Source organism: Acinetobacter sp. YH1901141, from assembly GCF_013416935.1.
Lineage (GTDB): Bacteria > Pseudomonadota > Gammaproteobacteria > Pseudomonadales > Moraxellaceae > Acinetobacter > Acinetobacter towneri.
Genome location: NZ_VPEY01000018.1, coordinates 32,525 through 52,180, shown reverse-complemented (window position 1 = coordinate 52,180; position 19,656 = coordinate 32,525). Strand labels below are relative to the sequence as shown.

Annotated in this window: 19 protein-coding genes and 1 rRNA gene; 12 read left to right on the top strand and 8 right to left on the bottom strand. The window is 39.5% G+C overall.

Translation table 11 applies throughout. The features are described from left to right. A 5S ribosomal RNA gene (gene rrf, locus FTV52_RS10555) occupies positions 1–111 on the top strand; the annotation flags it as partial. A 180-nt stretch (positions 112–291) separates the two neighbouring features. Here the strand turns inward: rrf and FTV52_RS10550 are convergent. Continuing rightward, the gene (locus tag FTV52_RS10550) at positions 292–843 is read right to left on the bottom strand and encodes a lytic transglycosylase domain-containing protein (protein ID WP_096902336.1); all 552 of its coding nucleotides are present in this window, start codon (positions 841–843) and stop codon (positions 292–294) included. Positions 844–1,167: 324 nt separating this feature from the next. On the opposite strand from FTV52_RS10550, the gene FTV52_RS10545 reads away from it, so the two are divergent. From FTV52_RS10545 to FTV52_RS10515, 7 genes are all read left to right on the top strand, one after another. Then, complete coding sequence (locus FTV52_RS10545) at positions 1,168–2,760, top strand: Na/Pi cotransporter family protein (protein WP_167845994.1); 1,593 nt, start codon at positions 1,168–1,170, stop codon at positions 2,758–2,760. Between the two features lie 117 nt (positions 2,761–2,877). After that, on the top strand, positions 2,878–3,345 hold the full coding sequence (ybaK, locus tag FTV52_RS10540) for a Cys-tRNA(Pro) deacylase (protein ID WP_179988965.1): 468 nt from the start codon (positions 2,878–2,880) through the stop codon (positions 3,343–3,345). A gap of 239 nt (positions 3,346–3,584) precedes the next feature. Next, complete coding sequence (locus FTV52_RS10535) at positions 3,585–3,758, top strand: hypothetical protein (RefSeq protein WP_004973856.1); 174 nt, start codon at positions 3,585–3,587, stop codon at positions 3,756–3,758. Positions 3,759–4,006: 248 nt separating this feature from the next. After that, positions 4,007–4,423 (top strand): YeeE/YedE family protein, encoded by a 417-nt coding sequence (locus FTV52_RS10530; protein ID WP_004973854.1) that lies wholly within the window; start codon positions 4,007–4,009, stop codon positions 4,421–4,423. Then, positions 4,424–4,840, top strand: a complete 417-nt coding sequence (locus FTV52_RS10525; protein ID WP_004973852.1) for a DUF6691 family protein — start codon at positions 4,424–4,426, stop codon at positions 4,838–4,840. It begins immediately after the preceding gene. Position 4,841: 1 nt separating this feature from the next. Next, complete coding sequence (locus FTV52_RS10520; RefSeq protein WP_179990785.1) at positions 4,842–5,708, top strand: MBL fold metallo-hydrolase; 867 nt, start codon at positions 4,842–4,844, stop codon at positions 5,706–5,708. 163 nt (positions 5,709–5,871) lie between these two features. Beyond that, on the top strand, positions 5,872–6,633 hold the full coding sequence (locus tag FTV52_RS10515) for an alpha/beta fold hydrolase (protein WP_179990784.1): 762 nt from the start codon (positions 5,872–5,874) through the stop codon (positions 6,631–6,633). 206 nt (positions 6,634–6,839) lie between these two features. Here the strand turns inward: FTV52_RS10515 and accC are convergent, their stop codons facing one another. The 5 genes from accC to FTV52_RS10490 all read right to left on the bottom strand — a co-directional run bounded on the left by accC (position 6,840) and on the right by FTV52_RS10490 (position 12,158). Continuing rightward, positions 6,840–8,207, bottom strand: coding sequence for an acetyl-CoA carboxylase biotin carboxylase subunit (gene accC / locus FTV52_RS10510; protein ID WP_004973841.1), 1,368 nt, complete (start codon positions 8,205–8,207; stop codon positions 6,840–6,842). A 17-nt stretch (positions 8,208–8,224) separates the two neighbouring features. Continuing rightward, positions 8,225–8,647: an acetyl-CoA carboxylase biotin carboxyl carrier protein gene (accB, locus tag FTV52_RS10505; RefSeq protein ID WP_004973838.1), complete on the bottom strand. Its 423-nt coding sequence runs from the start codon at positions 8,645–8,647 to the stop codon at positions 8,225–8,227. A 16-nt stretch (positions 8,648–8,663) separates the two neighbouring features. Continuing rightward, positions 8,664–9,119: a type II 3-dehydroquinate dehydratase gene (aroQ, locus tag FTV52_RS10500; protein WP_096902340.1), complete on the bottom strand. Its 456-nt coding sequence runs from the start codon at positions 9,117–9,119 to the stop codon at positions 8,664–8,666. Positions 9,120–10,086: 967 nt separating this feature from the next. Continuing rightward, positions 10,087–11,493 carry an ATP-binding protein gene (locus FTV52_RS10495; protein WP_178319304.1) on the bottom strand — a complete coding sequence of 469 codons (1,407 nt, stop codon included), beginning with the start codon at positions 11,491–11,493 and terminating at the stop codon, positions 10,087–10,089. Continuing rightward, positions 11,490–12,158: a response regulator transcription factor gene (locus FTV52_RS10490; RefSeq protein WP_104851944.1), complete on the bottom strand. Its 669-nt coding sequence runs from the start codon at positions 12,156–12,158 to the stop codon at positions 11,490–11,492. Before FTV52_RS10490 ends, FTV52_RS10495 begins: the two co-directional genes overlap by 4 nt. A gap of 170 nt (positions 12,159–12,328) precedes the next feature. Between FTV52_RS10490 and dsbD the strand changes: the two genes are divergently transcribed. From dsbD to dsbG, 3 genes are read left to right on the top strand one after another with little or no spacing between them, the layout of a single operon-like run. Continuing rightward, positions 12,329–14,392: a protein-disulfide reductase DsbD gene (dsbD, locus tag FTV52_RS10485; protein ID WP_179990783.1), complete on the top strand. Its 2,064-nt coding sequence runs from the start codon at positions 12,329–12,331 to the stop codon at positions 14,390–14,392. After that, the gene (locus FTV52_RS10480; protein WP_104851946.1) at positions 14,389–15,219 is read left to right on the top strand and encodes a TlpA disulfide reductase family protein; all 831 of its coding nucleotides are present in this window, start codon (positions 14,389–14,391) and stop codon (positions 15,217–15,219) included. Before dsbD ends, FTV52_RS10480 begins: the two co-directional genes overlap by 4 nt. Before the next feature lie 60 nt (positions 15,220–15,279). Further along, positions 15,280–16,038 (top strand): thiol:disulfide interchange protein DsbG, encoded by a 759-nt coding sequence (gene dsbG, locus FTV52_RS10475; RefSeq protein ID WP_179990782.1) that lies wholly within the window; start codon positions 15,280–15,282, stop codon positions 16,036–16,038. Between the two features lie 109 nt (positions 16,039–16,147). Here dsbG and FTV52_RS10470 read toward each other — a convergent pair whose 3' ends face one another. After that, on the bottom strand, positions 16,148–16,777 hold the full coding sequence (locus FTV52_RS10470; RefSeq protein ID WP_178319301.1) for a class I SAM-dependent methyltransferase: 630 nt from the start codon (positions 16,775–16,777) through the stop codon (positions 16,148–16,150). 30 nt (positions 16,778–16,807) lie between these two features. Beyond that, positions 16,808–17,155 (bottom strand): carboxymuconolactone decarboxylase family protein, encoded by a 348-nt coding sequence (locus FTV52_RS10465; protein WP_004973824.1) that lies wholly within the window; start codon positions 17,153–17,155, stop codon positions 16,808–16,810. A gap of 293 nt (positions 17,156–17,448) precedes the next feature. Between FTV52_RS10465 and FTV52_RS10460 the strand changes: the two genes are divergently transcribed. Continuing rightward, a complete protein-coding gene (locus FTV52_RS10460; protein WP_179990781.1) occupies positions 17,449–19,656 on the top strand; it encodes an OsmC domain/YcaO domain-containing protein in 2,208 nt (735 codons plus the stop codon).

Genomic DNA, 19,656 nt, shown 5'->3' with positions numbered 1-19,656 from the left:
GCGACCATAGCAAGAGTGAACCACCTGATCCCTTCCCGAACTCAGAAGTGAAACCTCTTCGCGCTGATGGTAGTGTGGGGTTACCCATGTGAGAGTAAGTCATCGCCAGCTCATTATTCTAAACACCATCAACTCACGTTGGGGGTGTTTTTTTATGCAAAAAGAAAATAAAGTTAGAAAAATAAAATTATAAAAAGAAAGGAAACATAAAAGTGAAGGCAAAATAAAACCATCTGAGGATGGCTTTAATTCAACGGGTATTGGCTACTTTATTAAGCTAGTAAGTCAAAATTAAAGTGCATCTTTTAAGTTTTTTTGGTGCTGTTTGACTTGTTTCGCGTAGCGTTTACCTTGCTTTTTCATTTTTCGATTACTATTGTAGCCAGTAGGTCCCACATTGTAATAGGCTAAAGCTTTAGGCCATTTACCCGACTGATTTTTATAATGATTTAAAATAAATGTACCACAGTTGATATTGGTATGTTCATGGAATAAATCGCCAGGACAAGTCTGCTGCCAATAACGTGGAATAATTTGTGTGAACCCAACTGCACCTGAAGGTGAAACAGCATAGGCACGATAATTCGATTCTTGTCTAATAACTGCAGCGACAAGCAGAGGATCAACATTATGTTGTTCTGCACTTTGTACAATGATTGGTGCTACACGATTTGCTGTATCAGGATGCACAGCATAAGCCTTTTGGATCCCTGTAGAAAGTTTAGCTGAGCGTTTTGCAAGAGAACCACCTCCTAGTGGAGAGCAAGCTGCTAGCGTTAAAACAGTACAACCAATACTGAATATTTTTATAGATGGATATTTTCTAAAAGTATTAAAAATCATATTAAAACTATATCTGTCATTTTGGCGTATGTGAGTATATATACTGATTTTGAGGTGAGCGATTGACCTAGTCAAGCCATTCACAGATTTGAATTGTATCGTGTCAGCATAATACAGAGGTTTCGTTTTGTTTTATCGAATGATTGGATAAACCAATGGAGTCCGATCTATCCTTAGGTTTAATAATATGTCAAATTGATGACAAGTTTTTTATTTAATATAAACTATTGGAATAGAACAAATAAACTGCAATTTTAAGATAAAAGTACGTACAATATCGGCTTTTTAGCACTTTGAAAATTGCTTATTGCACAGGGAGTAAGTGTGTTAGAAGTCTTTGTACAATTATGTGGTGGTATTGGTCTATTTTTGATTGGTATGACCATGATGACAGACAGCTTAAAAAATATGGCAGGGGAAACTTTGCGTATTTGGTTGTCTAAATTTACAGGCTCACCCATTAAAGCTGTGCTTTCAGGCATCGGTTTAACCTTAATTGTACAATCTTCTACAGCAACGACTTTAGCCACAATTGGTTTTGTCAGTGCGGGTATTCTTACTTTTGCTCAGGCAATTGGTGTCATTATTGGCGCGAATATTGGCACAACCAGTACGGGTTGGATGGTGGCATTTTTAGGTGTTAAATTTTCCATCACCAGTTTTGCATTACCTTTGCTGGGTTTGGGTGCAATGCTTAAATTATTTAGTCAGGGGCGAGTTGCATTATTTGGAATGACATTGGCAGGTTTTAGTCTGATTTTCCTTGGCATTGATATGTTGCAAGTTGCCATGTCAGGTTTTGCTGAACGTGTCGATTTATCAGTATTTTCAAGTAGATCTTTGATTGCGCAACTCAGTTTGGTTTTGGTCGGTATTATCATGACCATTCTGTTGCAATCTTCAAGTGCTGCAATTACCGCGACCTTAGCAGCATTGGCCAGTGGTGCGATTGATTTGCAACAGGCTTTAGGTTTGGTGATTGGACAGAATATTGGTACGGTGGCGACAGCCATTATTGCTGTAATTGGTTCAACTGCAAATGCCAAACGTACTGCAGCGGTTCATGTGATTTTTAACATCATTTCAGCCATTTTTGCTTTTATTATTTTAAAACCGTTATTTCTTGAGCTAACACAAAATCAACGTCTTATGGCAACATGGGACAATGTGGTGATTGTTGCTGCATTTCATACAGCATTCAGTATTTCTGGTACTTTGATTATTTTGCCTTTTATCCGTCAGTTCGAAAAACTGATTATGAAAATTATCCCAGATCAAACTCAATCGGTTTTATGTTATCTCGATCAAGCGAGTTTATCTGTGCCCGCCTTGGCTATTCATGCTGCATCAAAGGTGATTTACCATAGTTTGTATGACGTTTTGGTGATGCTAAAACTGGCTATCCAAGAGGGAAGATTACCTTCAAAAGTACGTTTATTACAGCTAGATGAAGTACTCATTCAAGTCCAACGCTATTTGGAAGAAATGTCGATTTCAGAAAATGAAGCCGATCAACAGCGTTTAATGGCGATGCTTCGTTTGATGGTGTATTTACGTGTTTTACGAAGTGATTTGGAAAATATTACTTTAGCAAAAGAAATACGCACCCAACCTGCAATTTATCAAGTTGGCTTAGATTTTGTACAAATTCTTGATGAACATCTAAAAGAAATGGATGATTTTGATGTGCATAAACATGTACTAAGTCTAAATACCGAATTATCTAATTTGAAAAAATGGACAGAAGATCAACGTGCCGAAAACCGTGAAAAAGTGCTGCAATATATTGCCGTGAATCAGCTCAATGCTGCGACAGGTCTAGAGTTGTTGGCGGCACAACGTTGGTTGGATCGCGTGATTGCGCATGCACAGCGCTTAGCTAACGTGTTGGTTGAAAATTCACGTAAACCAAGTTAATGATTTTAGGCTATTTTTTCGATAGTTACTTTTATATTTAAAAATGGCCTAAGCGAATTCACTTTTAATCTCAATCAAGCGTATAATTTGAGCATCGTTTTTTACAGTATTTTTTCAATGACTCCAGCAGCTAAACTTTTAAAAGCCAAGAAAATTCAATTTTCTATGCATGAATATGAACATGATCATAATACTAAAAGTTTTGGTTTAGAAGCTGCGGAGAAGTTAGGCTTAGATGTCACAGAAGTATTTAAAACTTTATTGGTCAGTGATGATAAGCATTATTTTGTGGCGATTTTACCTGTCCATTACCAATTAAATCTTAAAAAAGTTGCGGCTGCTTTTCAGTGTAAAAAAGTACACATGGCTGATCCTAAAGATGCTGAGCGTTTGACAGGTTATTTGGTTGGGGGCATTAGTCCAATTGGGCAGAAGAAACAACTGAAAACAGTGATTGATGCATCCGCTCAACAGCTTGCAACTATGTATGTGAGTGGAGGGAAGCGGGGATTAGATATTGGTTTAACACCAAGCGATTTGGCAAAAGTTTTAAATGCTAATTTTGTAGAGATTGTAGATGCATGATATGTTGAACTTTATATTGTTTTGAGTCCAAAGCACACAGATGCTTGTTCTTGTATGAATGTAGCAACTATTCCTATTCGTTTCATCTCAGTGATTCTTGTTCCAAGCGACCATTTAATAACAAAAAAAGTTATCTTTAAGCAATAAATAGGGTAATTAAAAACTCGTATTGATGATTTTTTAACAAACTAAATTTTATGTTATATTAGTGAAAGTTAAGAAATTCTGAGAGGTGCAGTATGGGTAAGCGTCTTAAAGACTACACAATCGAAGATCGAAAAGCTCGTCCAATGTGTCCAGCTAAACCTATTGACTTTGGTGATGATGAGACTACCAATCGCATTATGTTAGATGCTGCTAAACGTGTAATTCGTCGGCATAAAAAAGAACTTATTGCGCTTGCTCACAAATGAGTCTAATGCCCTCAACTTTTGTCGTTGCTGTCTATTTTGATATATCTTTATTACGTTATGAGGCAGTCATTTAGAATGACTAAATTTTCTGCCTTATGACTTAATATCAGCCAAAAACTTGCGAAATCTCTCTCACATCGCAAACATAGACGAATAGTCAGATGAAGTTTACAAAACTTACAAGAGAATAGTTGAATAATAATTACAATAATATATTATAAAAACATATATTGTTTTGGGTGTTCAAAATGCATGATTATCTGCTGGCATTAATCGGTGGTGGATTGCTTGGTCTTGCAGTCGTGGGCTATTTATATGTTCATGGTCGTATTGCAGGCATTAGTGGTTTACTGGCTCAAGTATTAAATCCGCAAACGCTGTTCAAAACGCCTGCATTGTGGTTTGTGTTAGGTATTTTCATTGTGCCTTTTTTCTATGGCATCGTGGCTCAACCTAAAGTTGAATTGAATGCAAGCCCATTGATGATGATTGTGGCGGGATTGTTGGTTGGTTTCGGTACTCGTTTGGGTTCGGGTTGTACCAGTGGACATGGTATTTGTGGCATGAGTCGTTTATCTAAGCGCTCCATTGCAGCAACAGCTACCTTTATGTTAGCTGGCTTTATTACCGTTTATGTTATCCGCCATATCACAGGAGCATTCTAAATGAAAAATTTCTTAGCCTTTGTTTTCGGTGGTATTTTTTCAGCTGGATTGATTCTTTCTGGTATGTCGAATCCTGAAAAAGTTTTAAACTTCCTCGATCTTTTCGGTACATGGGATGCAAGTCTGGCATTTGTTATGATGGGTGCAATTGCGGTTGCCTTTATTCCATTCCAAAGAATTATGCGCCAAGCTGAACCAAAAACCATTTTAAATGAACCAATTGATTTGCCTAAACAAACTCAAATTGACTCTAAACTGATCACAGGTAGTTTTATTTTTGGTATCGGTTGGGGCGTTGCAGGAATTTGTCCAGCGCCAAGTCTAACCTTGATTGGTTTAGGTTATTATCAAGCAATCTATTTCATTGTTGCAATGTTGGTGGGGATTCTCATTCATCGTAAGGTTGCAGGAGCATAAGATGCACGCAGATATTCAGCATTTTTTTGATGAAAATACTAATACATTCAGTTATGTGGTAAGTGATCCTGTAACGCGTCAATGTGCCATTATTGACAGCGTGTTGGATTATGACCCTGCATCTGCGACTACTTCAACAATTCATGCCGATGAAATCATTGCTTACATCCAAAAAAATGAATTAACGGTTGAATGGATTTTAGAAACGCATGTGCATGCCGATCACCTGACAGCTTCTCAATATTTAAAAGAGCAGTTGGGTGGTAAAATTGCCATGAGCCATAAAATTTCGATTGTGCAAGAAACATTTAGTGCTATCTATAACTTGGATATCAAGTATTTCAATTCACATCAATCATTTGATTATCTGTATGACGATCATGAAACTTTTACGATTGGTGAATTACAAGCCTATAACATCCCTACACCGGGGCATACGCCTGCTTGTTTAAGCTATGTGATCGGTGATGCTGTATTTGTAGGTGATACTTTGTTTATGCCTGATTATGGTACGGCACGTTGTGATTTCCCGAAAGGCAGTGCAGGGCAGTTGTACGATTCTGTGCAAACGCTATACGCATTGCCTGAAGAAACACGAGTGTTCTTATGCCATGATTATCTACCAGAATCACGTGAACAATATGAACATGAAACACTGCTCAAAACTCAAAAAGAGCAGAATATTCATATTCATACAGGGGTAAGCAAAGCTGAATTTATTGAGATGAGAACTCAGCGTGATGCTACTTTAACGATGCCTAAATTGATTCTGCCATCCATTCAAATCAATATGGACGCAGGTAAGTTCCCACAACCTGAGGCCAACGGCATTCGTTATTTGAAGTTGCCTTTGAATTATTTTAAATAAAATTTTAAGAAAAGTTCATCTTGTATGTTATTGCTTAGGCTCACACAAATAGCCTAAGTGATATTATAAGTTTCACCGTAAAAAGCACATATAAAATTTGATTTATAAACTCAAAACTCATTAAATAGATCAATCATTTGAATTCAAGTTTAGAGTCTATTTTATGTTGTTAAATTATCAAATCACGCAAAATCAGCCTGAATCTACATTGCCACCTTTGGTTTTTATTCATGGTTTATTTGGTAGTTTGAGTAATTTAGGCATGCTCGCACGTGCATTTCAAGAACAGCGCACCGTAATTCAATTAGATGTGCGCAATCATGGTAAGTCTGCGCATTGTGATGACATGAATTATGCAGCAATGGCACAAGATGTTTTAGAAACGTTGAACAGCTTGAATATCGAACAGTTTTCTGTGGTTGGGCATTCAATGGGCGGTAAAGTTGCAATGACTTTAGCTCCTCTGGCTGCTGGGCGTTTACAGCAATTGGTTTTATTGGATATTTGTCCTTTTGCTTATCCTGAAAATCGTCACGATCAAATTTTTACAGCCTTGTTTGCTGTGCAAGATGCACAAGTTGAAAGTCGCCAAGCGGCAATGGAAATTATGCGTGAGCATCTTCAAGAAGAAATGGTTGTGCAATTTTTGATGAAGTCATTTAGCAAAGGGCAATGGTTATTTAACTTAAATGCGCTACATGAACATTATGCCGAAATTTTGTCATGGCAGACGGTGCATAGTGATGTCAATACTTTGTTTATTCGTGGTGGTAATTCGCCTTACATTGAAGCGCCTGAGCATTATGCCGCTATTCAAGCACAGTTTCCTCACGCAAAAGTTGAAACAGTTGCTCATGCAGGGCATTGGTTGCATGCTGAAAAAACCGCAGAGGTATTGGCATTCATGACTGAGTTTTTAGATTAATCTTGTCTAGTATTTTGCATCATTCGATGATCTAAAATGATCTCAGTTTTTAAATCAATTTTTAAACCAATACTCCATTTGGAGTATTGGTTTTTTATTCATACTGATCTGCATAGATTAACGGTTTAGCTTTTATTCTCAACAATAAAAAAGAGCTGACGTTGAATCATCAGCTCTTTATTTTAAACTTAAGCAACCTTAATTACTTATGCTTTTTCTTCTTCATTGCCAGCAAGTTGCTTTAGCAAATGCTTTTCAAGATAGTGAATATCCATTGCTTGTTTGCAGAAGTTTTTATCTTGCAGAATCAAGTCTTTGTGCAAAGGAATGTTGGTTTTAATTCCTGTTAAGATAGTTTCATCCAAGGCTTGACGCATACGCGCAATACTGGTTTCACGATCTTTACCATGCACAATCAGTTTAGCAATCATTGAGTCGTAATACGGCGGAATGCTATAACCTTCGTAGATGTGTGAATCTACACGAACACCTGCACCACCTGGGGCATAGAAGTGTTCAATTTTACCCGGTGAAGGTACGAAGGTGGTTGGGTCTTCTGCGTTAATACGACATTCGATTGCGTGACCACGAATTTCAACCTGATCTTGCTCAATGTCTAAACCTAGACCTGCAGCAATACGCAATTGTTGTTCAATGATGTCAATGCCTGTCACCATTTCAGTTACAGGATGCTCAACCTGAACACGTGTATTCATTTCAATGAAGAAGTATTCATCATCTTCAAATAAGAATTCGAAAGTACCTGCACCACGGTATTGCATTAACTTACATGCATTAACACACGCTTCTAAAATATCGGCACGTGCTTGTTCTGGTAAGTTAGGTGCTGGCGCTTCTTCAAGAACTTTTTGGTGACGACGTTGTAAAGAACAGTCGCGGTCATAAAGGTGAATCGCGTGACCATTACCATCAGCCAATACTTGTACTTCTACGTGACGTGGCTTTTGTAAGAAACGTTCCATATAGACCGTGTCATCACCAAACCACATTTCTGCATCACGTTGAGCCGCTTGAACTGATTCAAGCAGGGTGTCTACGCGCTCTACAATACGCATACCACGACCACCACCACCAGCAGCCGCTTTTACAATGAGCGGGAAACCAATTTCTTTGGCTTCAGCTAAAGCATTGTGTGGTGTAACGGCGTGTGCTGAACCCGGTACAGTTGGTACGCCAGCTTTACGCATTGCAGTAATTGCAGAAACTTTGTTACCCATTAAGCGAATATGCTCAGGGCGTGGACCAATGAAAATGAAACCTGAACTTTCTACAATTTCAGCAAATTCGGCATTTTCGGCAAGGAAACCATAACCAGGGTGAATGGCATCTGCACCTGTAATTTCTGCTGCAGTAATAATTGCAGGAATATTCAGGTAACTTTCACTGCTCGCACCTGGACCAATACACACGGCTTCATCACAAAAGCGTAAGTGCATCAGGTCTTTATCGGCATCTGAATAGATACCCACGGTTTTGATCCCTAAAGTTTTGCAAGCTCGGGTGATGCGCAGGGCAATCTCACCACGGTTTGCAATTAAAACTTTTTGCAACATTGTGAATCCCCGAGGTCTTAAGCGCGGTAGCGGAAGAGTGGTTGACCAAATTGAATCACTTCGCCATTTTTAACTAGAATTTCTTCAATCACGCCACTTTGAGTTGCTTCAATTGGGTTCATGATTTTCATTGCTTCGATAATGCCAAGCGTTTCACCAGCAGAAACAGTTTGACCCACTTTAATAAATGGTGCTTCACCTGGGCTTGGTGCTGCATAGAACACGCCAACCATTGGAGAAGTTTCAACAGCACCACGTGGTGAAGATTTAGGTGCAGATGGTACTTCTGCAGAAGGTGCAGGCATTGCAGGAACTGCTGCCGCTACTACTGGACTGCGACGAGTTAATGCAATCGACTGATCGCCTTCTTTAACTTCAATCGCTTGTAAGTCAGATTCAATCATCAAGTCGATGAGTTTCTTGATTTTACGAATATCCATGGACAGTATTCCTAGTTTAAGATTGTGTAGTAGGTTGAATTTTTTCAAGAACAAAGTCGAGTGCTGCGGCATAGCCTTTTGCGCCTAAACCGCAAATCACACCAATGGCTTTGTCTGATAAATATGAATGATGTCTAAACGCCTCACGTGCATGCACATTCGACAAATGGACTTCAAGAAATGGAATAGCGACCCCTAACAAGGCATCACGTACCGCAACAGAGGTATGCGTTAATGCAGCAGGGTTAATAATGATATATTGTGTGCCATCTAACGCGGCTTGATGAATTCGGTCTACAATTGCGCCTTCCCAATTACTTTGGAAAGTATCTATAGAAATTGATGCTTTTTGCGCTTGTGAAATGAGCTGTTGATTTATATCCTCAAGAGTGAGGTAACCATAAACTTCGGGTTCACGCTTTCCTAGCAAATTTAGATTCGGTCCATGAATAACCAAAATGGTCGAACTCATTCCGCTTGCTCCAATAAATAATTGCAATAATACTTTGCAAGATGTCTGCAAAGTTTGCTAATTATGGCATAAAATTCCACATTTTTTTTGTAATTTGTTTAATTTGACGTAGAAAGCGTGTGCCAAAATGAGGCTCTATAATGAAAACTTTGCAGGGAATTCGCAATGTTAAAAAATTACATTTTTAGTTTTTTTTGCTGATTTTTATATTCTAAAACAACTGACCAAATCTATTCATTTGTTTTCTGTAACGACTGATCAAGCGAGTGACTTGAACTGGTTTGATTCGGAATGTCAAAGCCAGAAAACAACCAACATCAATATAGCCTTTCTTTATAGCATGATATTTCGTTGCTGTTTATAAAAAATGGCGATTCCATTTTTTCAGTTCATTCAAAGTAGATGACCACACAAACTGCAGTGGATCATCTAATACGTTTTGTGATCATCGTTCAAGTGGTTATGGATTCGATAGAAAGATCATTTCGATAATAAGATATTTTAAAAATTCAACTTTATTTAAATAAAACATGAGCTTAAATGGAATGCTTTGATTGATATATTTATCTATAGTTTAGTCTGGAATAGATGCTCCTACGCTGCGTATTATATTTTGAGTGGGGTGCTGTTGGTTTTATGTACACTTTAATTAAGTTGTAGATTGATCACAAGACCAAGCACATGCACGATCTGCACGGATATCTACCTCATTTAAAAATATGACGTGGTATCGAACAAAAAAACGGTGATGAAAGTTTCAGCAATTTTTTTCTAGCCAATGTTCTTCTACTCAATAGCCCGCAGCATCTACATCATAGATAAAATTTTAGAACGCATTGACCTTTTATTTCAAAAATCACCTTAAAAATGGCGTTATCGTAAAGTAGAGCAATATGTTCGGTATTGGCAAAAGTTAAGTGATCTTGTTCTGAATCTTGCTTTATTTGCTGTTAAAGCTCAGAAAAGCTTAATCCGTCTGTTGTTTCTCTGTTGCAGAAGGTGCTGCATCAAAACTGACAATCACTTTTAAACCTTGCGGTTGGTTAGCCTGAAATTGAAGTAGGTAGCCATATTGCTCTAATAATACTTTGACTAGAGTTAGACCTAAGCCATAGCCTTGTTTATGCGCAGATTTACGCCAAAAACGCTGAGTCAGAATGGTAAAATCATCTTCATTCAGGCTTTTGCCTTGGTCTGCAATGATCAATTGCAGGTCTTGCATATAAATTTGAATGTTTGGCGCATCCTCTGCATGCAAATAAGCATTTTGAATCAAGTTTTTCAGTACCATGTGCAACGCAGGCGCTGGAATATTAATGTGTTGTGCTACCAAACTCGCCCAATCAATCTGTAATTTCGCTGATAAATTGGGATATTCCACAGTCAGTTCCGACAAGACTGTTTCTAATACGCTACGCATATCTGCATGGCTATGTGCCGCTTGAATACCTGCTTCAGTTTGACTGAGCAATAACAGTTGTTCCAAAAGTTGTTGATAACGTTGGATGCTGCGTTCTGCGTGTTTTAAATTGTCGATGACTTTGGCTGTATCTTGGGCAGATGCGGTTTGATTCAACATCAATTGGCTCAGTTGCACATGCGTTTTAATAGCCGTTAACGGCGTGCGGAGTTCATGCGCAGCAAATGCACTAAAGTTTTTTTCGTGTTCCAGACTTTTATGTAGGCGTTCAATCAGCATCAATAAGTTATCGACAAAAGGCTGAATTTCTTTAGGAATTTTTTGTGATCTCAGTTCAATTAAATAACGAGAAGCTTCATCTAAAGATTGTTTTTTCTGAATTAAGTGGCGGGTGATGTGATCGAGCGGTAAAAACTCCAGACGGATAATCCACAAAATTAGCAAAATACAAATAATCAAAGTAAGCAGTAAAGGAATCAGTACCGACTGTAAAATTTGTTTAAGTAGGTTTTGCCGTAACTGAATTTTTTCAGCCACCACCACCTGAACTTCACCTTCACGCAGTACATAACTACGCCATTGCAGTCCATTTTCTGTCCATGTGCTGAAACCGACTTGTTGGTTTTTTAAATTTTTCGGTGCACCTTGAGTGCGTGCAATCACATGCTGTGGTAATGAAACATTGGCACGGAAAATAGAGACTTCACAAGCAATTAAACTATGTAGCAAGGCATTTTCTGATTCGGCATGCAAACTTTCTGTGAGTTGTTCTAGGGGCAGTTGCTGAATCAGGCGGGCGACCATACGGGCTGAGGTAGAAAGTCGTTCATCCAGCGTATTTTGTAAGCGTTGTTCCAAGTCATGGTAGAGCCATGCAAAGACAATCACCCACAGCAAAATAAATGCACAGCTGATGGTCGATACCAAACGCCATTTCAGACTGTAGTTTTTCATGTCAGCAGCTCAGGTTTAAAGATGTAGCCGACACCACGCACCGTTTGAATAAAATCGGGGTGGATTTTATGCCGTAAATGGTAGATATGCACATTTAAGGCATTGCTTTCGATACTGTCTTGAAAGCCATACACTTTATCTATCAGTTCTTCATTTTTTAAGATTTGGTTCGGATGCCGTAAAAAGGTTTCCAATAGGCTATATTCACGGCGTGAAAGCTGAATGTTTTGTGAATGCCAACTGACTTCTTGTGTATCGAGGTTCATGTGTAACTGACCACTTTGCAGTTGGTTCGATGAATAACCACGATGACGGCGGCTTAATGCATATACACGGGCAATCAGTTCATTTAATTCAAAAGGTTTAGTTAGGTAGTCATCTGCTCCTAAGTTGAGCGCCTGTACGCAGTCTTGAGTATGATTCCGCGCGGTTAATACCAATACTGGAATATGAATGGCATCTTTACGCCAGTTTTCGAGTAACTGTAAACCATCTTGGTCAGGCAGACCTAAATCGAGCAGGCACAGATCTACCGCACTATGACGTATGAAGTAATCGGCATCGCGCGCGTTATTCACGTGTTCGACTGAAATACTTAAAAATTCGAGTGCTGCCACAATACTTTGGGCAATATAAGGATCATCTTCCACCAAAACGACGAACATATTTGCTCCTATACCACAGTCAGCCCAATATATGACACATCTCGATCACGCCACAAATTTAGATTAGGCACCTACAATGCTCAAGTTTACAAAGAAAAATCTTTATTAATGTTCTCTTAATCTACACTTACCGATAATACAGTCAGTTTTTTAATTTTTAGTATAAATACATGATTTTTATTCGCGTCATTGCTTATTTTGTGTTGAGTCTGTGTGCGGTGTGGGTCAATGCTGCCAATGAATTTTTAGCGTCCGATCAAGCTTTTAAGTTTCAGGCGACGTCATTGTCTGAACAAACGGTTGAACTGAAATGGGATGTCGCACCGCATTACTATTTATATCACGATCAATTCAAAGTCAGTCAGGCTCAAAAGCCGCTTGCTTTTAAATTGCCTGCAGGGCATGAAAAAGATGATCCGACTTTCGGGCTGACACGTGTGCATTATGGGCAAGTGACAACACAGATTCAGGTGAAGCCTAATCAGCAATATCAAATTACTTGGCAAGGCTGCGCTGAAGATGGTTTGTGTTATCCCGTACAGCGTAAAACGATTCAAACCGATGCCGATGGTTTATTGCCACAGCATAATTTAAGTGCGGGCAAAGGTAATTTACTTCAGCAACTCAATCAGAATAATCAGGCTGCTTTAAACACTAACTTAAATGATGCAGATAAGCATCAAGCCAATGGTTCTAGTACACAAAAACAAGTTACGACAACTGCAAATACTGTAACGACAAAAGAACTCAAACTTGAACAGCAAACGCTAGAAAACAAAGCACAGCTTGCTGAAAATGCGGTTGCTGTAACACAAGCTGATCCTAAACTTACCCCTGAACCAGTAGAAAACGTTGATTTAGCAAATTCCTTAGAGATTGAAAATACAGATACGGCATTGACAGACAATACATTCGCTGCATCAGCCAATTCAAGCAATACGGAAACAGCCAGTAGTACGAGTCTGAATCAGCAATGGAACAATGATCAATTTTTCCTGAATTTATTGTCTGGGCAAGGGTTGTTACTGAATGCGTTTATCTTTTTAGGTTTTGGGGTATTACTGGCTTTTTTACCGTGTTCATTGCCGCTGATTCCAATTCTTTCTGGCATTTTGGTGCAGCGCAATACAGGCTATAAAGCGGCAGCAATTGCGATCACCTTTATCGTCAGTATGGCGCTAGTCTATGGCTTGATGGGCGTTGTTGCGTCACACATTGGTTATAGCGTACAGCGTTGGTTCCAAAATCCCGTAGTGATTGCAGTTTTTGCTATGTTGTTTGTGCTCTTTGCTTTAAACCTGTTTGGACTGTATCAGTTGTCATTACCACAAGCAGTGTTACAGCGTTTAGATCGTATTCAGCAATATCAAAAAGGCGGTACTTTATTGGGTGCGGGCGTTATGGGGGTGATTTCTGCACTGATTGTCGGGCCATGTATGAGTGCGCCTTTAGCGGGAGCATTGCTGTACGTCTCACATTTGGATCAAGCAGCATTGGGTGGTTTATATTTGTTCCTGCTCGGTTTAGGTATGGGAATTCCTTTACTTATTGCCAGCGTGTTTGGCGCGAAATATTTGCCAAAGCCAGGTTTGTGGATGGAACGGCTAAAATTTAGCTTTGGTTTTATCATGTTGGCAATGGCTTTGTATTTTGCTCGTCCGCTATTTTCTGTGACTTGGTACTATGTTGCTTTTGCTGTGGTGTTATTTGCCTTCGCTGCATATTTAATTGCAATTTTGCGCCACGTGTTACATCGTCCACAGCGTTTTTCGTTATTGGCTTTGGCGGCAGTAATCGCCAGTAGTGGAATTTGGCATGTCAATCAGAGTATTGCCAGTGTCAATGCGCAGGTACAAGCAGACCAATTACAGCCATGGATCAAAGTACGCACAGAACAAGAGTTGAATGCAGCTTTGGCCGCACATGCTCATCAAAAGATTGTGATTGATGTCTATGCCGATTGGTGTGTGGCGTGTCAGCCGATTGAGCGTGATGTGATTCCTCGTACCGATGTGCAAGATGCTTTAAAGCATGTGGTGCGGATTAAACTCGACTTAACCGAACAGCATCCTTCACAAGATGCCTTATTGAAAAAATGGCAGATTTTAGGGCCGCCAACGTTGTTATTTTTGGCAGATCCACAACGGGAACAACGTGAATTGCGTCTAACAGGTGCTTATAACGCAGCGCAATTGATTCAAAATATTCATCAACTGCAAGAGGCTGCGCCATGATTCAATCCGCAGTCTTGCAGTTAGGCATGTTGATGATTCCATGGCCATTGGTGTTTTTATTGCTAGGACTGATTGTCGTCTTTGCAATGGGTAAATTTTTTCAGCGTCGTTATACATGGAATGCACAGACTTGGACAGGTTATCAGGATGCATTATGGAATGCGCTGTGGATTGGTGCTTTAGTTGGGCGGGCAGTTTTTGTGTTGCAGCATTATGAGCTGTACTTTGCCAACCCGATTGATATTTTAAAAATTCAGGACAAAGGCTTTCATCTGATTGCCGCAGTTATGGCAGGTGTGGCGTGGTTTGTCTGGAAAAATCGCGCTATTCAACGTGTTGTTCTGGCATGGGCAGTTGCGCTCTTTATTACAGTACAAGTTGTAGGTTGGAGTCTTATCCAACCTTTGCAGACGCAGCATGCCTATCCCAATCTAGTATTGCACAACCTAGCGCAACAACCTCAAGATTTAGCTCAATTTTCAGGGCAGCCCACGGTGATTAATCTCTGGGCGACTTGGTGTCCAGTTTGTCATCGTGAAATGCCTGTTATGCAACAAGCACAGCAAGATTTCCCTGAGGTCAATTTTGTATTTGCTAATCAAGGCGAATTTGCAGCAGAGATTCAAGCCTATTTACAGAAACATCGATTTCAGTTTGAACACGTGTTATTAGACCCTGCAGCTCGTTTAGGACAACACTTCAATATGTTCGGTTTGCCAAGTACTTTGTTTTTTAATGCACAAGGAGAATTGGTCGATCATCACATGGGTGAATTGACCAAGCCGATGCTGCAGCATTATCTGAAAAAAATACAAGCGAATCCATAAACGCGCTCTTAACGATTTGAAAGAAAACCCGCCGTGAAGCCAAAATTAAGGACAATCAATATGACATCAAACATCAAAAATAACATGCTGAAACTGGCGATAGGTATGAGTCTTGCCAGTAGTGTGAGTATGCTGCAAGCACAGGACAACCTCAAACAGCACATTGAAAAAGAAGGTTTTAAGTTTGTGCAACAAATTCAAGCACCTGCACAAATGACAGGTTGGGCAGGGCATATTGAACAAAGTCCTGCGACAGTGTTTATTTCCAATGATCAGAAATACTATATTGTAGGCACTTTGTTTGATGCACAAGGCAATAATTTAACCGTCGATGCTTTAGACCGTTATGTGAAAAAGTCGGTACTTGAAGATGTGTGGCAAAGTCTGGAACACGCTACTTGGATTCAGGATGGGCAAACCAGTGCTGAAAAAATTGTCTACGTGTTTTCAGACCCGAATTGTCCGTATTGCCATACCTTTTGGAAGCAGGCACGTCCGTGGGTAGAATCTGGCAAAGCTCAGTTAAGACATATTATTGTGGCGGTGATCCGACCTGAAAGCAAAGGGCAGGCCGCGACTTTATTAATGGCGAAAAACCCACAGCAGACCTTTAATGCGTTCCATCGTCAATACGGACAAAAAAAGCTGATCGAGCAAAAAACTGTGCCTGTACATGTAGAAAAAACCTTAGAACAGAATCAGGCACTGATGGATAAATACGAGTTCTTTGCCACACCTGTTGTGCTTTGGAAAAATAAACAGGGCGAATTACAGTCGGTACAAGGAATGCCAAAATCTATGAAAGATGTGTTTGAGTGATTTTAAAAATTTCCGAGCAAATATCTAACTGAATATTCAAATCTAAAGCGCAAAAAAGCTTGCTCTAATTGCATTGGAGCAAGCTTTTTGATGTAAAAGATTCAGTCTTTTATTTCTGAATACGAATCGCAAATTGAATGACGTGGGATTTGCCCTGATGCAGTTTGCCTTCTGAGCGTTCTACATCGCCCACAAAGAAATGAATCAGATGATCGTGTTTAAAATGGCTTAAAAACTCGATAGGATCGTACAGCATTTCTACTGCACGTGGGCCGCCCGTTTTATATTCTAGCTGACGAGTAGAATACAGCTCACCAACAAATAAACCACCGTTGACCAAAGTTTCGCGCACGCCATTTAACACTTTTTGCTGTGTTTCAGGGTTAAAGTGACCAAATACGCAAATCACGTTGTCATATTGATTCGCTGGCCAATTCACCTGACTTAAATCTTGCTTTCGTGTATTTAGACTTAAACCACGTTGCTGTGCATAGCCTTGGGCCTTATCTAAAGCAACTTGCGAGTAGTCCCACAAATCTGCTTCAAATGCTTGCCCATTGGCTTGTGCCAAAGCGGCCAAATATAACAAGTTACGACCTTCACCTTCGGCCAAGCCCAAAGTTTTGCCGTGAATAGACAGTTTTTGCGTAATGTCCTGAATGAACGCATTGGCTTGTTCACCATAAATATGGTCATGTTGGCTGTAGCGTTCATCCCATTCATTATGGATATTTAACATAGTTTCGACTCGGTAAATAATTTGATGCTGTTATTCGGCTGTAGATGGAGAAAACTCTTTAAATGCTGCCACGGCGTTTGCGGCATACATGAGTGATGGGCCACCGCCCATATAAACAGCAATACCTAAAATTTCATTCAATTCTTCAAAAGTCATACCCATTTTGACCAAAGTTCTGACGTGAAAACCGATACAACCATCACAGCGTTGTGCTACGCCAATTGCCAGTGCAATAAATTCTTTGGTTTTGGCATCAATTACGCCATCTTTCATCGCAACTTGTGACAGGGCATTAAAACTTTTAAGTAAATCGGGAGATTGTTCTTTAATGGATTTGATATTAGACGAAATTTCAGCAGTGAGTTCGGTATATTTCATGTTGTTTCACCATCAAGCAGATTAGAACCTAAAGACAATATACCATACATTTAAATATATTATGTTTATGTATATTAATTAGCAGCTTTGCTTAAATTCAGTAAATCTGTATTTATAGCATTATCAATTCACCTAAATCACTTTATAATGTTGTCGCATATTCTGGAGTCGCTATTATACCGTTGCGATGACTTCAAACCTCATTTTTAAGTCTTATTCTCCCTCTTGATTCGGCTTATAAATCAATATTTTATAATTTTGTGTCTGAGTAGGCACATACAATAGGTGCCTGCATGGAAATTAAAGTCAATTATTTAGACAACTTGCGTCTTGAAGCTAAATTTGACGATTTTACCGTCATTGCCGATCAGCCCATCCGTTATAAAGGCGATGGTTCTGCGCCAGGCCCATTTGATTATTTCCTTGCGTCATCTGCATTGTGTGCTGCGTATTTCGTGAAGGTTTATTGCCAATCACGTGATATTCCAACCGATAATATCCGCTTATCTCAAAACAATATTGTCGATCCTGAAAACCGTTATAAACAGATTTTTAAAATTCAGGTGGAATTGCCTGCAGATATTTCTGAAAAAGACCGTCAGGGGATTTTACGTTCTATTGACCGTTGTACCGTAAAGAAAGTCGTGCAAACAGGCCCTGAGTTTGTGATTGAGCAAGTCGAAAGCATTGATGCCGATGCACAAGCTTTGCTGATGCCGAACTTGACTTCATCTCAAGCGACTTTTATTGCTGGTAAAGATTTACCGCTTGAAGAAACTATTGCCAATATGTCGGGTATTTTGGCAGGTTTGGGCATGAAAATTGAGATTGCCTCATGGCGTAATATCGTGCCAAATGTCTGGTCATTACATATTCGTGATGCGCAATCGCCAATGTGTTTTACCAATGGTAAAGGCGCAACCAAAGAAAGTGCATTAGCATCTGCTTTGGGTGAATTCATTGAACGTTTGAACTGTAACTTCTTCTATAACGATCAGTTCTGGGGTGAAGAGATTGCCAATGCCGAATTTGTGCATTATCCAAATGAAAAATGGTTTAAGCCTGGCCCAAATGGTGAATTGCCTAAAGAAATTTTAGATGAATATTGCTTAGAAATTTATGATCCTGAAGATGAGTTGCTGGGCACACATTTATATGACACCAACTCAGGCAATACTGAACGTGGTATTTGTTCATTGCCATTTGTGCGTCAATCCGATGGTGAAACGGTATATTTCCCATCAAATTTAATTGAAAACTTATATTTAAGTAACGGGATGAGTGCAGGTAACACGCTTGCAGAAGCTCAAGTGCAGTGTTTATCTGAAATTTTTGAACGTGCAGTGAAGCGCGAAATTATTCAGGAAGAAATGTGCCTACCTGATGTGCCGCAAGAAGTTTTGGCGAAATATCCAAGTATTGTGGCAGGTATTCAGGCTTTAGAAGAGCAAGGCTTCCCCGTATTGGTGAAAGACGCGTCTTTAGGCGGTCAATTCCCTGTCATGTGTGTGACCTTAATGAACCCACGTACAGGCGGTGTTTTTGCTTCGTTTGGTGCGCATCCAAACTTTAAAGTTGCTTTAGAGCGCAGCTTAACCGAGTTATTGCAAGGGCGTAGTTTTGAAGGTTTAAATGATTTACCACAGCCAACCTTTAGTACAAATGCGGTAACAGAGCCGAATAACTATGTGGAACACTTTATTGATTCAAGTGGTGTAGTGTCTTGGCGTTTCTTTAGCGCACAGGCAGACCATGAGTTTGTAGAATGGGATTTCACCAACAATGGTCAATATAGCAATGTCGAAGAAGCCGAAGCTTTATTTGCGATTCTGGAAGAAATGGGCAAAGAATCCTATATGTCGATTTATGAACATTTAGGTGCGACTGCTTGCCGAATTTTAGTCCCTGATTATTCAGAAGTGTATTTGGTGGAAGACCTGATTTGGGATAATACCAATAAAGCTTTGCTGTACCGTGAAGACATTTTAAATCTGCATCGTTTGGATGATGCGCAACTTGAAGCTTTGGTTGAGCGCTTGGAAGAATGTGAGCTAGATGACTATACCGAAATTAAAACCTTAATTGGCATTGAATTTGATGACAATACCGTTTGGGGACAGCTCACTATCCTTGAATTAAAATTGTTGATTTATTTGGCATTAGAACAGTTTGAAGAAGCTAAAGATTTGGTCGAAGCATTCTTACAATACAACACCAATACCGTAGAACGTGGCTTGTTCTATCAATGTATGAATGTCGTGCTTGAAGTTATTTTAGATGATGAAATGGATATTGCCGATTATGCTGTCAATTTCCGCCGTATGTTTGGCAATGAACGTATGGATGCAGTCATGGGTTCTGTTGAAGGCACAGTACGTTTCTATGGTCTAACCGAAACCAATATGCAGCTTGAAGGTTTAGATCGTCATTTACGTTTAATCGACAGCTACAAAAAACTGCATAAAGCACGTGCCAAGTTTGTTGGGCTGAATAAAGACTAA

Excerpts from the sequence above, each read along its gene's own strand:
- FTV52_RS10550 (WP_096902336.1), bottom strand. The coding sequence starts at position 843 with ATGATTTTTAATACTTTTAGAAAATATCCATCTATAAAAATATTCAGT.
- ybaK (WP_179988965.1), top strand. The coding sequence starts at position 2,878 with ATGACTCCAGCAGCTAAACTTTTAAAAGCCAAGAAAATTCAATTTTCT.
- FTV52_RS10535 (WP_004973856.1), top strand. The coding sequence starts at position 3,585 with ATGGGTAAGCGTCTTAAAGACTACACAATCGAAGATCGAAAAGCTCGT.
- FTV52_RS10530 (WP_004973854.1), top strand. The coding sequence starts at position 4,007 with ATGCATGATTATCTGCTGGCATTAATCGGTGGTGGATTGCTTGGTCTT.
- FTV52_RS10525 (WP_004973852.1), top strand. The coding sequence starts at position 4,424 with ATGAAAAATTTCTTAGCCTTTGTTTTCGGTGGTATTTTTTCAGCTGGA.
- FTV52_RS10520 (WP_179990785.1), top strand. The coding sequence starts at position 4,842 with ATGCACGCAGATATTCAGCATTTTTTTGATGAAAATACTAATACATTC.
- FTV52_RS10515 (WP_179990784.1), top strand. The coding sequence starts at position 5,872 with ATGTTGTTAAATTATCAAATCACGCAAAATCAGCCTGAATCTACATTG.
- accC (WP_004973841.1), bottom strand. The coding sequence starts at position 8,207 with ATGTTGCAAAAAGTTTTAATTGCAAACCGTGGTGAGATTGCCCTGCGC.
- accB (WP_004973838.1), bottom strand. The coding sequence starts at position 8,647 with ATGGATATTCGTAAAATCAAGAAACTCATCGACTTGATGATTGAATCT.
- aroQ (WP_096902340.1), bottom strand. The coding sequence starts at position 9,119 with ATGAGTTCGACCATTTTGGTTATTCATGGACCGAATCTAAATTTGCTA.
- FTV52_RS10495 (WP_178319304.1), bottom strand. The coding sequence starts at position 11,493 with ATGAAAAACTACAGTCTGAAATGGCGTTTGGTATCGACCATCAGCTGT.
- FTV52_RS10490 (WP_104851944.1), bottom strand. The coding sequence starts at position 12,158 with ATGTTCGTCGTTTTGGTGGAAGATGATCCTTATATTGCCCAAAGTATT.
- dsbD (WP_179990783.1), top strand. The coding sequence starts at position 12,329 with ATGATTTTTATTCGCGTCATTGCTTATTTTGTGTTGAGTCTGTGTGCG.
- FTV52_RS10480 (WP_104851946.1), top strand. The coding sequence starts at position 14,389 with ATGATTCAATCCGCAGTCTTGCAGTTAGGCATGTTGATGATTCCATGG.
- dsbG (WP_179990782.1), top strand. The coding sequence starts at position 15,280 with ATGACATCAAACATCAAAAATAACATGCTGAAACTGGCGATAGGTATG.
- FTV52_RS10470 (WP_178319301.1), bottom strand. The coding sequence starts at position 16,777 with ATGTTAAATATCCATAATGAATGGGATGAACGCTACAGCCAACATGAC.
- FTV52_RS10465 (WP_004973824.1), bottom strand. The coding sequence starts at position 17,155 with ATGAAATATACCGAACTCACTGCTGAAATTTCGTCTAATATCAAATCC.
- FTV52_RS10460 (WP_179990781.1), top strand. The coding sequence starts at position 17,449 with ATGGAAATTAAAGTCAATTATTTAGACAACTTGCGTCTTGAAGCTAAA.